Consider the following 16,361-nt stretch of genomic DNA (forward strand, 5'->3'; position numbering starts at 1 on the left):
GCTAAAATGCAAAGTTTAAAATTTAATTTTCTTTTTTCTCAGGTTTAAATTTTTCTCTCTGATTTGGCTAGATAGCAGATTAAATTACGGATTCGTTTTTAAATAAATCCTACGAAATTTTAAAGAGCCAAAAACCTCCTGATTCTGCGTCTTTTTAGTAAAAAAATGCAAGAAAAAGGCAGCTTTAATTTTTTTTAAAAGAGATGGTTTTCAAATTTGCGCTTACTATTTATTTACACTAAATTTGCACCTTCAATACAACAAACTACACAAATGATCCATTTCTTTGAAAACCAAAGCAAAACTGTTTTTGCCGTACAAACGCAAAACGAAATTTCAGCTCAAGACATTTCAAAATTAAACTGGCTTTTTGCCGACTCTAATAAGATCGAGAAATCCGCACTGACGGGTTTTTTTGTTGGTCCACGCGCCACTATGATCACACCCTGGAGTACAAATGCTGTAGAAATCACCCAAAACATGGGTGTTCCGGGCATTATCAGAATTGAAGAATTTCATCCTGCAACGGAAGATTTCAATGATTTTGACCCAATGCTTTTCCAAAAATTCAACGAATTAGATCAGGAGATTTTCACGATCAACATTCAGCCGGAACCGATTCTGGAAATTGATGATATTGCGACTTATAACAAAGTGGAAGGTTTAGCTTTAAGCGAAGAAGAAGTAGAATACTTAAATAATCTTGCCACTAAACTAGGAAGAAAATTAACTGATTCTGAGATTTTTGCTTTCTCACAGGCAAATTCAGAACACTGTCGTCACAAAATCTTCAACGGAACTTTTGTAATTGACGGTGAAGAAAAAGAAACTTCTCTTTTTAAATTAATCAAAAAAACATCTCAGGAAAATCCTAACGATATTGTATCTGCTTACAAAGACAACGTTGCTTTTGTAAAAGGACCAAAAGTGCAGCAATTTGCACCAAAATCGGCAGACAAACCTGATTTTTACGAAATAAAAGAATTTGATTCGGTTTTATCTTTAAAAGCAGAAACACACAATTTTCCAACAACTGTTGAGCCTTTCAACGGAGCTGCAACAGGTTCTGGAGGAGAAATTCGTGACCGTTTAGCGGGTGGACAAGGTTCATTGCCATTAGCTGGAACTGCAGTTTACATGACTTCTTATTCTCGTTTGAAGTCCTTCGACTCCGCTCAGGATGACAGGACTTGGGAAAATGCAATGGAAGAAAGAAAATGGCTGTACCAAACGCCAATGGATATTTTGATCAAGGCTTCAAACGGAGCTTCAGATTTTGGGAATAAATTCGGTCAACCACTTATTACAGGTTCGGTTTTGACTTTCGAACATTCAGAAAATGACCGTAAAATTGGTTATGACAAAGTAATCATGCAGGCGGGCGGAATTGGTTACGGAAAATTAAATCAGGCCATAAAACACAAACCACAAGAAGGCGATAAAATCGTAATTCTTGGAGGGGAAAATTATAGAATCGGAATGGGTGGTGCTGCGGTTTCTTCTGCAGATACTGGAGCTTTCGGTTCAGGAATCGAATTAAATGCGATTCAGCGTTCAAATCCTGAAATGCAAAAACGTGCAGCAAACGCGATACGTGGTTTGGTAGAAAGCGACAATAACCCTATAGTTTCTATTCACGATCACGGAGCCGGAGGACACTTAAACTGTCTTTCGGAATTGGTGGAAGAAACTGGAGGTTTAATCGATTTAGATAAATTACCAGTTGGAGACCCTACTCTTTCTGCAAAAGAAATTATTGGTAACGAATCTCAGGAAAGAATGGGATTGGTTATTGGTCAAAAAGATATTGATACGTTGCAAAGAATTGCTGACAGAGAGCGTTCACCAATGTATCAGGTTGGGGATGTAACGGGAGATCACCGTTTTACTTTCCAGTCACAATCAAATGGTTCAAAACCGATGGATTATGCATTAGAAGATTTCTTCGGAAGTTCTCCAAAAACGGTTATGACAGATAAAACTATCGACAGAAAATATGCGGATGTTGCTTACAACACTGCAGATTTCGAAAGTTATTTAAAAGACGTTTTACGTTTAGAAGCTGTTGCTTCAAAAGACTGGTTGACTAACAAAGTTGACCGTTGTGTTGGAGGAAAAGTAGCAAAACAGCAAAATGCAGGTCCGTTACAATTGCCATTGAATAACGTCGGCGTTATGGCTTTGGATTATTTAGGAAAAGAAGGAATTGCAACTTCTATTGGGCACGCTCCTATCGCTGCTTTAATTGACCCGGTTGCAGGATCTAGAAATGCAATTGCAGAATCGTTATCAAACATTGTTTGGGCACCAATTAAAGATGGTTTAAAAGGTATTTCATTATCTGCCAACTGGATGTGGGCTTGTAAAAACGAAGGTGAAGATGCTCGTTTGTACGCTGCTGTTGAAGGCTGTTCAGAATTTGCAATCGAATTGGGAATCAATATTCCAACTGGAAAAGATTCACTTTCGATGAAACAAAAATATCCAAATGACGAAGTAATCGCGCCGGGAACGGTTATTATTTCGGCTGGAGGAAACTGTACCGATATTAGAAAAGTTGTTGAGCCTGTTTTACAGAAAAACGGAGATTCTATTTATTATATCAATTTGTCTCAGGATGATTTCAAACTTGGAGGTTCCTCTTTTGCACAAATCAGAAACACGATCGGAAACGAAACTTCTACGATTAAAGATGCTTCTTTCTTCAAAAATGCTTTTAACACGATTCAGGAATTAATCGGTGAAAACCAGATTTTAGCGGGTCACGATATCGGAAGCGGTGGTTTAATCACCACTTTATTAGAATTGTGTTTTGCTGATGTGAATTTAGGAGCAAAAATTGATTTCTCTGCATTTGCTGAAAAAGACTTATTGAAAATCCTTTTCGCTGAAAACATCGGAATTGTTTTCCAGACTAAATCAGATGCAGCTGTTGAAGCTAAATTGAAAGCAAACAATATTGAATTCTTCAAATTAGGTACAGTTCAAAATACTGCAGTTTTAGACCTTGGACTTTGGACTTTAGACATTCCGACTTATAGAGATGTTTGGTTTGAAACTTCTTATTTATTAGATCAAAAACAATCTAAAAACGGAAGAGCTCAGGCACGTTTTGAAAACTATAAAAATCAGGTTTTAAATTATACTTTCCCTGCACACTTTACAGGAAAGAAACCAGAAATCGACAATTCTAAACCAAGACCAAAAGCAGCTATTATTCGTGAAAAAGGAAGTAATTCTGAGCGTGAAATGGCAAATGCTATGTACTTAGCTGGATTTGACGTAAAAGACGTTCACATGACCGATTTAATTTCGGGTCGTGAAACGCTTGAAGATATTCAGTTCATCGGAGCAGTTGGAGGATTCTCTAATTCAGATGTTTTAGGTTCTGCTAAAGGTTGGGCCGGAGCTTTCTTGTACAACGAAAAAGCAAAAACAGCTTTGGATAAATTCTTCAAAAGAGAAGATACTTTATCTGTTGGAATCTGTAACGGATGTCAGTTGTTTATGGAATTAGAAGTGATTAATCCGGAACATGAAGTTCACGGAAAAATGCTTCATAACGAAAGTAACAAACACGAAAGTATTTTTACTTCTGTAAAAGTTCAGGAGAATAATTCTGTAATGTTATCGACTTTGGCTGGAAGCACTTTAGGAGTTTGGGTTTCTCACGGAGAAGGAAAATTCAAATTGCCTTATTCAGAAGACCAATACAACATTGTTTCTAAATATGCTTATGAAGGTTATCCTGCAAACCCTAACGGTTCTGACTACAACACCGCAATGATGTGTGATAAAACAGGAAGACATTTGGTAATGATGCCTCACATTGAGCGTTCGACTTTCCAATGGAACTGGGCGCATTATCCAAAAGAGAGAAATGACGAGGTTTCGCCTTGGCACGAAGCTTTTGTCAATGCCAGAAAATGGATTGAGAAAAACTAAGAAATATATTTTTACTAAAGACGCCCGAATTTATCGGGCGTTTTTTTTATGCCACAAATTACACGAATTATCATGAATTAAATTAGTGGAAATTTGTGCAATTCGTGGCATAAAACATCAAAAAAAAACATCAAAAAATTATTTTTAGAGCCTAATTTCTGACTGATTTCAAAATATTTAAAAAAAAATCCATTCTTATAATCCGGATTCTTTTTTTTATTAATTTTTAAACTATATTCGCTTTAAAGTTTGTGCCACAGAACTTTTTATAACCCAAAAACGCTAAATCCTACAAGAATGAAAACCTTAAAAGCATTTCTCCTTTTTGCACTATTTTTTATTGCTACAACATCACAGTCACAATCAAACGCATTAGCTCCTGAGGATATCAAAATAGATAAAATCATTTTTAAAGGACGTGAGCGTTATATCACCACTACCATTCCGTATCCGATACAGGGCACCTTCCTTCCTATCGGGAAAAAAGAGCCAAGCACCGTTTTAAACCCGGACGGAACAGGAGTTATCCAGGACGAAGATTTAAGCAAGAGAAAAATGAATTGGGGTGTTGAATGCAGTGAAGAAGGAGTTGCTATTTTCAAAGAAGGTTTCAACAGTGCCTCTTACACTTTTTGGTACAGAACAACCGACAGCGACGAATGGAATTACACACAGCTTTCTATCCATTTTGCCAAGAAAAAAATGTTCCTGATGGGAGAAAGGGTAAAATCGTACGAAGATTATAATGTACAATAGTATATTGACGGGTAGATAATTTATAAATTTCTTGGTTTTTTGAAATTTTACTACAAAAAAGAAAACGTTTTCGTAGAATTTTGACAGTAGTTATAATTTTTCCCATAAAATTCTATAAAACTAGAAATCGTACCTAATTTTTATTTAATTTGCAATAAAATTCAATATATTAAACATGGTTTCAATCACACGCCTTTTTGATTTTCCTTATTATCAACAAGAATCTTATAACCTTCCGGTTGCTTTGGCAACTAAAAAAAACGGGGCTTGGGAAAAAACATCTAGCCAGGAATATATTGCTAAAGCAAATGCTGTTTCGAGAGCATTATTACGCATGGGCGTTCAGAAAGATGATAAAATTGCTTTAATCACTTCTAATAACCGCACAGAGTGGAATATCATGGACATTGGTATTTTGCAGACGGGCGCACAAAACGTTCCGATCTATCCAACAATTGCCGAAGAAGATTACGAATATATCCTAAACCATAGCGGCAGTATTTACTGTTTTGTATCCGATACGGAAGTACTTAACAAAGTAAACGCCATCAAAGCAAATGTACCAACCTTAAAAGAAGTATTTTCTTTTGATGAAATTGCAGGATGCAAACACTGGTCGGAATTACTGACTCTGGGTGCAGATGAAAGCAATCAGTCTGAAGTGGAAGCCAGAAAAGACAGCATTCACGAAGACGATCTGGCTACCATTATTTATACTTCAGGAACTACAGGAAGACCAAAAGGAGTTATGCTTTCGCACAAAAATATTGTTTCGAATGTTCTGGACAGTGCGCCAAGAATTCCCTTTGATCCGGGAAAAAGCACAGCCCTGAGCTTCTTGCCTATCTGTCATATTTTTGAAAGAATGATTTTGTACATCTACCAATATTATGGCGTTTCTGTCTATTTTGGAGAATCTATCGATAAAATCAGTGATAACCTTAAAGAAGTTAAACCTACAGTTATTACGGCTGTACCAAGGCTTTTAGAGAAGGTTTACGATAAAATTTATGCTAAAGGCGGTGAACTTACCGGAATCAAGAAAAAACTATTTTTCTGGGCTATCGATTTAGGTTTAAAATACGAACCTTACGGAGCTAACGGATTCTGGTATGAATTCCAGTTAAAAATTGCCAGAAAACTAATTTTCAGTAAATGGAAAGAAGGTTTGGGCGGAAACCTTGATTTAATGGTTTCAGGAAGTGCTGCTTTACAGCCACGTTTAACGAGAGTTTTTGCTGCGGCCGAAATTCCGGTTATGGAAGGTTACGGGTTATCTGAAACTTCTCCTGTAATTGCAGTAAACGACCAAAGAAACAAAGGTTTTAAAATTGGAACTGTTGGAAAACCAATTCGCAATCTTGAAGTTAAAATTGCCGAAGACGGAGAAATTCTGTTAAAAGGACCAAATGTAATGTTGGGTTATTACAAAGATCCGGAAAAAACAGCCGAAGCAATTATAGACGGTTATTTCCACACAGGAGATATCGGAGAAATTGACAAAGAAGGTTTCTTAAAAATTACGGATCGTAAGAAAGAAATGTTCAAAACTTCGGGAGGAAAATATATCGCACCGCAATTGATTGAAAATGCCATGAAACAATCTCGTTTTATCGAGCAGATCATGGTGATTGGTGAAGGCGAAAAAATGCCGGCGGCTTTTATTCAGCCAAACTTTGAATTCGTAAAAGAATGGGCGAAAATCCACAAAATCACTTTAGGGAATTCGACAGCCGAAATCGCTTCTAATCCTGACGTTATCAAACGTATAGATACTGAAATTGAAGAAATCAACAAAAAGTTCGGACACTGGGAACAAATCAAGCGTTTTGAGCTTACTCCGGATGTCTGGTCTATCGACGGCGGACAGCTTACTCCTACGCTAAAACTAAAACGTAAAATCATTAAGGAAATCTACAAAGATCTTTACGCAAAAATCTACGGGAACAATAATTAATCAAAATATAATAACCAAAAAAAGAAAAAGGCTGCCTCTGTGAGACAGCCTTTTTTATTGCAGTGTTTTTTATTTATTCAAAAAGAGAGCTTTTTTTTAATTTAAAACTTTTAGGAAAAAACAAATAAAGTAGGTAAATATTTCTATTTTTGAGAGAATATCAATACAACCCTATAAACCTTTCTATAGCTATATAATGAAAAAAAGCCTTAAATATATTGATGGAAACTCCGATAAATTCTGGGAAATCAAAGTTACCGGATCTGATTATACAGTGACTTACGGAAAAAACGGAACTTCCGGAACAACTCAGACAAAAAATTTTGCTTCAAATGAGGAATGCCTGAAAATGGCTGAAAAGATAGTTGCCGAAAAAATAAAAAAAGGATATTCTGAAACCGGAGAAGTGGATATTGCTGCTCAACCAAAATCAGCAAAAAGCAAAAGTTCTGATGAAGTTTTAGAAGAATACGACGCTATTATAAAATCCAAAAATATTAATTTATTATTACCTCTGCTGAAAGAAAAAGCAAAAGGCAATATTGAAGCCTTAAAAAAACACATCAAAAAATGTAAGCGTTACTGGATGACATATACTGATCTGACAAAAGATCCCGGTTATGTAAAAAAAGGCAAAAACGATTATGGCTGGGGAACACGTGGTGACCGCACTCAGGGTGAAATCATTACACTAAGCGCAATCGCCTTGTTTGACAAAACCGATATTAATTCGTGGGATGAAGCCTTGCATTTACTAAATGAATTAGACGACAAACCGCACGTATTAGATACTCTCCTTTGGGCAAAACCAAACTGGCTCGAAACTTTTCTTCTGGACAAAGTAAAAAGACAAGACTGGGTAAATTTTAATTATCATATCCTGCGCAATCTGGAAGAACATAATTTACTGCAATTCAATCCCGAATTATATGCTTTGAGTTTAGCGGCAACCAATGAATGGCGCGCTAAAATGAAAACCAGAGCTTTTATCGATACCATCTTGAATGATAAAATAAGTTATCAGAGAGATATTCCGGAATTGTTTAATTACGAAACGATCCTTCATACTAACTTCTTTCGTGATAATGACAATCAAAAATATGACGAATTCCAGACCTGGAGCGTGATTTACAAATCATTATTAGAAGATAAAAAAATGGATCGTGCTTTCTTTGTCGAAAATGCGATTCAGATTCAGACCAAAGAATGGAACAATAACCTGAAATCTTTTTTCAGAAAAAGATTAGACGAGTTTAATGTTACTCCGGACGAACTTATTATTTATCAGGAAAATATATTCAGCTTTTTTCACAATGCCTATCCTCCTATTACCAGCTTTGGTGTAGAACTTGTGAAAAAAATCTATGAGCATCCGAAATTCAAAACCAAATCGTTTCTCGAATGGCTGGAACCGCTTATGATGCGAAACGACTGTAAAGCCGCGATAAAAAGTGTGCTGCCAATTCTGGAAAAACTGGCTAAAGCAAACCCAAAATTAAACAATACCATTGCTCCGATTATTGCCGATGTATATGTGATTTCTGATTTGGCTTTGCAGGAACGTGCTTCAAAAGTTATTTTAAAAATTGGATCGCAAAAAGACAAAGCGCTAAAAGAAAAACTAAGTTCTTATGTCACTTTAATGCAGGGAAATATCAAATCCGGCCTGACATCCTTTTTAGATCAGGAAGCGCTTACTATTGACGATTCGGCTTTGGAAGAATATTATTTTGAGCCTAAAAAGGAATTATTGCTTATAGAAGAAGTACAGCTGCCAAAGGACTGGAATGATATTCTGTTTCAGGTTGGAAATTTTATTGGTTCTGACGAAATCCTGGATACCGAAATTCTGATGAATGTTTACATTCAGCAGCGGGATTTATTTCCGGCAGATTATACGGCACAATTACAGCCTTATGAAAAACAACTTCAAAAACATTATTTTGAAGCCGTTCATAAAAATTATATGAAGTCTTTTTTACAGCAGAAAATTCCAAATATAAATGGCAAATTCGACAGTACCTATAAACATTATTCAAAAGTAAATACACTTACTTTAATCAAATCATTATTAGAAAAAGTACAGCAAAAAATCGAATCCAATTCGACTTTGCCCCTGCTTTCTTTCCCGAGCCATAAACCGTATTGGGTTGCGCCAAAGGTTTTGCTGGAAAGGGTTATCGAATATCAAAAAGCCAAAGAAGAAATTGATTATGTCGATTTGGCTATTGCCATGGCGCGTATGCCGAGAGAAAATACCGCAGAAGCCATTCCGTTATTAAATCAGGTTGAAGGCGAAATAAAACAACTTTTGTCGTTCTGTCTGGGTGTTGATGAAAAACTGAATTTAGATTCGACTTCTTTGTTTTCCAAACTTCTGGCAACGATGGGCAAAACGACCAAAGAAACCGGCAATTTATCTTTGTGGGCGGTTGCAGCCAGAACTTTTTATCCAAACGATACTTTTCCTGAATTTGAAAACACGTATTTAAAAGAAATTCCGTTTGTGGTTTCGCCATTTGTTCCTGAAATAAAATTTAAAGAAAAATGGAGCGAGTGGACAAATTATCAAACCAAAGAAAAAGAGCGGACACCATACTGGTACGAATTAAAATTTGACCTGCCTTACTATAACAAAATTCCAAATTATTTGTTGTACAGCCAGGATATTTACAATCGCGGCAACAGCTGGGATTATTTGATGAGTTATACCGGAAATACCTATTATTGGCACAGCATAATGCCTCAAAATGCAGATGCTTTAGCGTTAACCTTATTGCAGAATTGTGCAACTGCCGATGGCTCAAAACCGGAATTAAAAGGTTTTCTGGATGTAATACACAGACCGGAATTCAGATTTTCAGAAATTACACAGCTTTTGTTTGCTGCCTGTTTTTTTCTGGAAAAAAAAGATTTACGATTACTCGCTTCGGAGGTTTTGATTCATTTAATTGAAAGACAAGCTATTGATATCGAAATTTTTGCTCAAAAAGCAGCACTTCTGGCTTCTGAAAAATATGGCGTATTTTTACGTTTTTCTGATGCGTTAGCAACGCTGAAAGATATCTCGCCTTTGCACAACAGTGCGTTGTTTCAATTGTTTAATTCCTTTTTTGAAAATCTGGTTTTAAAAGAAAAACTGCCAACGAGTTTCAAAAAAATAGTAGAAAACTATGTTGATGTTTTGACGAAAACCAACCAGAAACCTTCGGAAAAAGCAATTGTTTTCTTTGAACAATGGAAAGATAATACCGCGCTTAAATCATTGATTAAGCAAATTTTAAAATAACGAAAATGACAGATTTAGAATATAATTATAAAGGGATTTCGACCTATAGCAAAACCAAAGGAATCAACAATCTTGTTCTGGCACACCAAACCGAAATTGAAGAAGTCAACAATATTCCGTGTTTTTTCTGGGGAAGTTTGACCGATCCTTATGTTACGGCAAAATGCTGGAGCACGATTGCCAAAGTGGTTCGTTCGAGTTTTGGGCCTGTTCCGCCAAGTTTGCGTGATCCTATCGTTTCGGCAGGATCTGAAAGACTGCGTTTTGAAGGATTTTCGTCCTGCAATGGCGTTTATGTACGACTGGACATGAAACCCGAAGCCATAGACGGCGAATTTATTGCCAACGGAACGACCAATGTCGATTTTAACGACCCAATGCTGAATGCCTTAAACGCCATTCAGAAAAACGAAAAAGTAACGCTTGCCGTTGGTCAGCAGGATGTTCAGGTGATTACCAGCAAAGCAAAAGTTACCGAGAAAAAAGTAACCCTGCCGATGCGCTGGATAAAAGGTTTAACGAGCGTTCAGCTTTATCTGGCCGATATGGATTTAAAGTTTGAAGTAAACAAAATCCAAACCATTCAATTGTTTCAGAGTCTGCCAAAAGGAAATGTAAAAGGTGATTTTTTTATAACCAAAAGAGCCGGAAAATTTATGTTTTCGACTTTGGCAACGGCCGACAGCGTGAGAATTGGCGGCGTACAGCGATTACGATTATTAGAAGGCATTTTGTCCATTGTTGATAAAATTTTTATTTATGAATCGTCAGACAAACAAACCTGCGCCGTTGTGGCCGAGTTTGGAAAAATGCAATTGTTAATGGCTTTTTCTCCCGATTCTTACCGTGGGTTTTCTGGTGAAGGAAATGTACTGGAAACCATGACCGAAAACCTGCCAATAGAATGGGTTTACGGATTAAACAGTTTACTGAAATCAAATGAAATGTTTGACCCAACGATGCTTTCTATAGAAAATGATATTGATTTTGGAACCATGGACAACCTGACTTCCAATTTATCATCAATGGGATTGCTGGGTTATGATTTAGCCGAAAAAGCACATTTCTACCGCAGGCTTCCTTTTAAAACAGAACGTATTTTATCTCTGAATCCGAGGCTGAAAAATGCCAAGAAACTAATCGACAACGAAGACATCGAAATTGTAGAACGAAGAGCCAATTATATAGAAGCTAAAGTAAAAGGTTCAGGCGTTTTGCACAAGGTTATTATTGACAACACTTCGCAAAGATGCACCTGCGACTGGTTTACGGCTTATCAGGGCAAGAGAGGAATCTGTAAGCATATTTTGGGAGTGAAGATGATAGTTTCTTAGAGATTTACTTGTCTATTTATAAATGAAATCGCCCTATAAAAGGGCGATTTTTTAATTTAAAAACTGCAAATTGGTATTTGCAAAGTTGTTTTTTATTGATAGGATTTACTATTGAGACAAGCTTTCTGAATTTGCTTTTCTGTAAAAGGAGCTAAAGTCTCTAGGAGATTTCGACTGGTTCTTAAACAGCTCAGCATTTTTTGCCTTAAATGGATATCGTCGCCAAATTCGGTATGCATTAAAAGCTCGAAGACTTCCTGCAAATACATTGGCTGTTCTTTGTAATCTCCCTCAAACAATTCGTCTGAAAGGAAATTAATTACGGATGGCACTACATCACGGTGTGTTGGTTTTTGATTTTCTTTTGACATTTTCGAAAATATTTAAACGCACGAAGCCCTCATCTTCGGTTGTGTCAAAACACTACAAGGAGTGGAATTAGGGCTATCACTAGCTCCAGCAACGTGAATGAGGGCTCGTTTATGTTAACTTATTAACTAAGTTTCGGATTTCTCCTTGTAAAGTATTTTGACATTACAAAGATATGTTTTTATTTTAAAAAGAGAGAAAAAACTTACTTTTTTAATTATATAATTTATTAGAATACAAAGATAAAAATTATATCACTTAAAGACAGTTGTTTTTTTGTATGGCTCGTTTGCCTATTGCTTTCTCAATATTTATTCCACAAACAAACTTATTCTAATATTAAAATACCGTTTGGAGGCTATCTAAAAAACCTTCCGACCATATTTTTAAACTAAACTTTATAAACTAACTAAAATAGAGGTTAAAATTATGGCGCATTTTTCAGATCAGGTACATATTACGATTGGAGGTTTTACTCAAAACATTATTTATTATGATTTAAAGCTATCGCAAAAGATGGCAGATCATCATCATTTTTCATTTGTCTGGCAATACACAGGCAAAGCCGTTATAAAACCTGAAGATCAAGGCAAAGCTATAAGAAGTTATAATGGAAGTGAAGTTATTTTCACCTTTAAAAGCTTAACAGGAATCAAGCTTATGAGTAAGGGAATCATAACCAAATTAACTTCGCTCGATTTAAATGGGAGTGCTGTTAATCTACAAGTAAGCGGGATAAGTCACAGCATTGTTTTAGACGACAGACCTAAATCCAGAACCTATCTGGAAAGAGGCATGGATGATATTGTTTTGGATATTCTGTCCGAAGGACCGACGGAGTTTTATCAAAGAGAAGCTATCAGGTCGACGTACATGAAAGAATTCTACTATATGGCTCAGTATAATGAATCTAATTTTAATTTTCTAAAAAGACTGGCTTCTCGATACGGACAATGGTTTTATTTTGATGGAATGCGCATGCAGTTCGGACAGACAAAAGCATCAAAAATAAAACTTATCAACGGAGCATCGCTGCATAGTTTTAAGATTGAGGTTAATATGGATGCACACAAAATTTCGTTAGGAGGTTACGATTATAATAGTACAGAAAACATTCGAAATGCATCAGAACGAACTTCTGCCGGCAGTAAAGATAGTTTTGCATCTAATGTGGGGTATAATCAAGGAACCGTTACCCAGCCTGAATTGAGCTTGGGAGCCTATACCAACAATGCACAGAACAAACAAGAAATAGAAGAAATGGTAGAACTGCATACTGCAGGAAGGGATGCCAACAGTGTTTATTACAGTGGAATATCCTATTTCCCTTTAGGAATAGGACAGACATTTACAATTGTCAACCAAGCCGTAGAACATCATCTTTTGTGCATAGAAGTCATTCATCACTCACAGGTACACGGCAATTATTCCTGCGAATTTAAAGCTATCCCTGCTGATGTTGCAGCACCGCATTACACCAATGTCTATGTTTTTGCAAAAGCAGAAACACAGCCTGCAAAAATAAAAGACAACAACGATCCTGAAGGTTTGGGTCGTGTAAGGGTTGAATTCTTTTGGGCAGCAGGAAGCAGATCAAGCCAATGGATGAGAATGATCCAGCCCCACGGCGGAGCAGGAAAAGGTTTTTATTTTATTCCTGAAACTGGCGAAGAAGTATTAGTAGGCTTTGAAGGCGGAAATGCCCAGAATCCTTATGTGATGGGAGCACATTATAATGGGAAGGAAATGTCAGGTTATTATACTCCAAAAAATGACATTAAAGCCATTCATACACGTTCTGGGATAAAAATCATTATGAATGATGCAGAAGGAAGTCTTTTAATTGAAGATCCAAGTGGTAACAAATATTTCATGGATGGAGATGGAAATACAACTTTAGATGCGCCTAAAAATTTTACATTAAATGCTGGTGAAAATATACATATAAATGCCGGTCAAAATATGAATACAAATGTTGGTCTCAATAAATCTAATGCTATTGGTGGAGATTATACTGAAGCGATTACAGGATCTAAATATCTTACCATAGGTATCAATTTTTTGCTTACTGTCACCAGTAATATGTTTGAATGGATAAAAGGAAATAAAGAAACTGAGACAAAAGAAATAAAAGAAATGGCTCAGGAAGTGCTTTTAAATAGTACAGAGAAAAGTATAAACTTAAAAGCGTCTAAAGATATAAACAGTCATAGTGGTGAAAATTCCAGAAATTACTAAATTATGAGCATTACAAGAATAATTGGCGGAACACTTACAAAGGCCGCCACAGGAAATATAGACATCCATGCTACAAATGGAGATGTTCATCTTGCTGCTACCACACAAAATAATTGGTATGGAGAAGAAAATGGTATTATACATCACGATTATGAACCTTCGCACTCTGAAGATTCGATAAATAACCGTCTTGAATTAACATTGAATCTTTTCTTTGACGGTACAGCGAACAACAGAAATAATACAGAGGCAAGAGAAAAAAATACTTTTGCCTATCAGGAAAAATCGAACAAAAAGAATGATAGTTATGAAAATGATTATACAAATATAGCAAGAGCTTACGATGCTATTTCGATTAAAAAGCTTGTTAACAAACCTAAACCACTAAAAGTTTATATTGAAGGAGTTGGTACTACCGATTTGGATACTGATGATGCATTGCCGATGGGTATTGCACAAAGTGCCGGCTTTTGGAATACTGGTATTAAAGATAAGGTGAAAGTGGCATGTGAAAAAGGCTCTTTGGAAATAAAATATGCCGCCGATGGAAAACCAGTAGATTTATTAACTATCAATGTATATGGTTTTAGCCGTGGCGCGGCAACTGCAAGGCACTTTTTAGATATTACAAATATTTCTTATACGGTAAAAGTAAATAAAGAAGGATATTTTATTCTCCCAGGCGATATGATGCCTATGAGATATCCAAAAAATGAAGACAAGACCAAACCTCCTTATCCGGAAAGTTTTGATGTTAAACTAGGTTATTTTGGCAGATGTCTTGTTAATAATGGTGTCTTTGAGATAAAAGATGTTTATTTCAATTTTGTGGGATTGTATGATACTGTATCATCTCATGGATTTAGTCATAATAATGATGTAAAAGATTTAGGCCTGGACGCCGTAAAAAAAGCAAAAATGGTCTTTCAGTTATCATCGGCTGATGAATACCGGGAAAATTTCGATTTAACCAATATACAAAGTGCAGGTTTAAAAGGTTTAGAATTAACATTGCCTGGAGTTCATTCAGATATTGGAGGTTCCTATCTACAAGGCGAGAAAGAACGATCAGTTGTATTTAAGGAAAACTATTTTTTTGGCACACGCGATAAGCATTTTAATTTTATACCCAATACTAAAAAGGCAGATGCTTTCAAGGAATTATTAGTAAACGAAGGGTGGTACAAAAATGATGAATTGATTTTGGAATATAATGAAGATGATAGAATTGCATTTTTGGTAGGAACCCGAATTTTGGAAAATACGTATGATAAAATTGCACTGAATAAAATGATTATGGTTTCAAAACAATTTGAAGTTGTTTATGATGAAGCAAAAGAGAAGAAAAAAACCAATATTTCAGATCCCTTCATTGCCAATGTATTTGAACAATTGACAAACTACAGCCAAGCGGTTATGACACATCGAAATGAGGCAATACAACAAAACAAGCCTGCGACGCAATACATAAAAGAATCTAAACAAATAAATTATCAGGATTATATCAATGATGACGATTTAAAAAAACTGCGTAATAAATACTTGCATTGGTCAGTAAAGGCAGATCAGTTTGGACTAGGTCCCAGATTTGATGAAGTTTTGCCTGTTGAAAAACGTAAAAGAGAAATACACAATGGATAAAGTAAACAATTTTTTGCTCTTATTAATCATCACATTAAACGCAAGTTGTCAAATGAAAAAACACGAATGGGAGAGTTATACCTGCCAGCCATCACAACAATATAAAGAGAATGAAAATATTTACTGTGTTGAATTTGTACAAGGAGACATCCTTACCCTCGAAGGAAATCCGGCCAGTCTGCCTTTTGGCGGTTCATCCGGAGAATGGGGATACACACCATCGGCTTGGACATCCCAACACGGAACGCCTATTGGGGCAGATGTTATTTACTATGCAGGTTACGAAGATAAGTTTTATCATCTAAAAGTTGATTTTCCTGTAGAAGAGATGAAAAAAGCTATGGATATGATATATCGTTATAATGATTATACTTATGAAAAATTTTCGGGTTTAATATTTGGGTTTGCTCCCCAAGGAATGGTAGTCGTTTGGAAACAATATGGAGTATTTAGAATTGAACTGGGACGATATCAGGCTCAGGTAATTGATAATGATAAGGAACTGGAACAAAAACTTTTTAAAAGCTGGTCAATGAACAGAAAGGAAGTAAGAGAAAGGGATTTTTTGCCCGATGCTTCATCTGCCAAATGGGATATGTACCGCAAACGCTACACCTTTAGGGTAAAAATGGAGAATGAAAACTCTAATTTAAGATTATTTAGATATTGTTTTACCAATTATAATGGTGAAAAAGATATAATTTTTATGCCTTTATTGCCAGTTATAAGTTACGATAATCGCGCCTTGCCGCAAATTCTAGAACTTGATTGGGAAACTAGTCCTGATGAACGCTTTAGAGGCAATATCTTTCTTAATGAAAAAGTGATATTC

General features: G+C 36.0%; 9 protein-coding genes. 8 read left to right on the plus strand and 1 reads right to left on the minus strand.

Annotated elements, in window-relative coordinates; genetic code table 11:
• Positions 1–273: 273 nt before the first annotated feature.
• From purL to DCO46_RS01405, 5 genes are all read left to right on the plus strand, one after another.
• Positions 274–3,945: a phosphoribosylformylglycinamidine synthase gene (gene purL / locus DCO46_RS01385; RefSeq protein WP_116750806.1), complete on the plus strand. Its 3,672-nt coding sequence runs from the start codon at positions 274–276 to the stop codon at positions 3,943–3,945.
• A 297-nt stretch (positions 3,946–4,242) separates the two neighbouring features.
• On the plus strand, positions 4,243–4,701 hold the full coding sequence (locus tag DCO46_RS01390) for a hypothetical protein (protein WP_116750807.1): 459 nt from the start codon (positions 4,243–4,245) through the stop codon (positions 4,699–4,701).
• Positions 4,702–4,876: 175 nt separating this feature from the next.
• Positions 4,877–6,658 (plus strand): AMP-dependent synthetase/ligase, encoded by a 1,782-nt coding sequence (locus DCO46_RS01395; RefSeq protein WP_116750808.1) that lies wholly within the window; start codon positions 4,877–4,879, stop codon positions 6,656–6,658.
• Between the two features lie 196 nt (positions 6,659–6,854).
• A complete protein-coding gene (locus DCO46_RS01400) occupies positions 6,855–9,947 on the plus strand; it encodes a DUF6493 family protein (RefSeq protein ID WP_116750809.1) in 3,093 nt (1,030 codons plus the stop codon).
• A gap of 5 nt (positions 9,948–9,952) precedes the next feature.
• Positions 9,953–11,281 carry an SWIM zinc finger family protein gene (locus DCO46_RS01405; RefSeq protein WP_116750810.1) on the plus strand — a complete coding sequence of 443 codons (1,329 nt, stop codon included), beginning with the start codon at positions 9,953–9,955 and terminating at the stop codon, positions 11,279–11,281.
• Positions 11,282–11,373: 92 nt separating this feature from the next.
• Here the strand turns inward: DCO46_RS01405 and DCO46_RS01410 are convergent, their stop codons facing one another.
• A complete protein-coding gene (locus DCO46_RS01410; protein ID WP_116750811.1) occupies positions 11,374–11,652 on the minus strand; it encodes a hypothetical protein in 279 nt (92 codons plus the stop codon).
• Positions 11,653–12,079: 427 nt separating this feature from the next.
• Here DCO46_RS01410 and DCO46_RS01415 point away from each other — a divergent pair, with 427 nt between their 5' ends.
• From DCO46_RS01415 to DCO46_RS01425, 3 genes are all read left to right on the plus strand, one after another.
• Positions 12,080–13,888 (plus strand): type VI secretion system Vgr family protein, encoded by a 1,809-nt coding sequence (locus tag DCO46_RS01415; RefSeq protein WP_116750812.1) that lies wholly within the window; start codon positions 12,080–12,082, stop codon positions 13,886–13,888.
• A 3-nt stretch (positions 13,889–13,891) separates the two neighbouring features.
• Positions 13,892–15,529: a phospholipase effector Tle1 domain-containing protein gene (locus tag DCO46_RS01420; RefSeq protein ID WP_116750813.1), complete on the plus strand. Its 1,638-nt coding sequence runs from the start codon at positions 13,892–13,894 to the stop codon at positions 15,527–15,529.
• Between the two features lie 52 nt (positions 15,530–15,581).
• Positions 15,582–16,361, plus strand: a 780-nt coding sequence (locus DCO46_RS01425; protein ID WP_243416227.1) for a DUF2931 family protein, incomplete at its 3' end; no start/stop codon positions are given.

The organism is Flavobacterium sp. HTF (assembly GCF_003105115.1).
Taxonomy (GTDB): domain Bacteria; phylum Bacteroidota; class Bacteroidia; order Flavobacteriales; family Flavobacteriaceae; genus Flavobacterium.

What these genes read in the sequence shown, in the direction of transcription:
- DCO46_RS01415 (WP_116750812.1), top strand. Translation starts at nt 12,080, where the DNA reads ATGGCGCATTTTTCAGATCAGGTACATATTACGATTGGAGGTTTTACT.
- DCO46_RS01390 (WP_116750807.1), top strand. Translation starts at nt 4,243, where the DNA reads ATGAAAACCTTAAAAGCATTTCTCCTTTTTGCACTATTTTTTATTGCT.
- DCO46_RS01395 (WP_116750808.1), top strand. Translation starts at nt 4,877, where the DNA reads ATGGTTTCAATCACACGCCTTTTTGATTTTCCTTATTATCAACAAGAA.
- DCO46_RS01400 (WP_116750809.1), top strand. Translation starts at nt 6,855, where the DNA reads ATGAAAAAAAGCCTTAAATATATTGATGGAAACTCCGATAAATTCTGG.
- DCO46_RS01420 (WP_116750813.1), top strand. Translation starts at nt 13,892, where the DNA reads ATGAGCATTACAAGAATAATTGGCGGAACACTTACAAAGGCCGCCACA.
- purL (WP_116750806.1), top strand. Translation starts at nt 274, where the DNA reads ATGATCCATTTCTTTGAAAACCAAAGCAAAACTGTTTTTGCCGTACAA.
- DCO46_RS01410 (WP_116750811.1), bottom strand. Translation starts at nt 11,652, where the DNA reads ATGTCAAAAGAAAATCAAAAACCAACACACCGTGATGTAGTGCCATCC.
- DCO46_RS01405 (WP_116750810.1), top strand. Translation starts at nt 9,953, where the DNA reads ATGACAGATTTAGAATATAATTATAAAGGGATTTCGACCTATAGCAAA.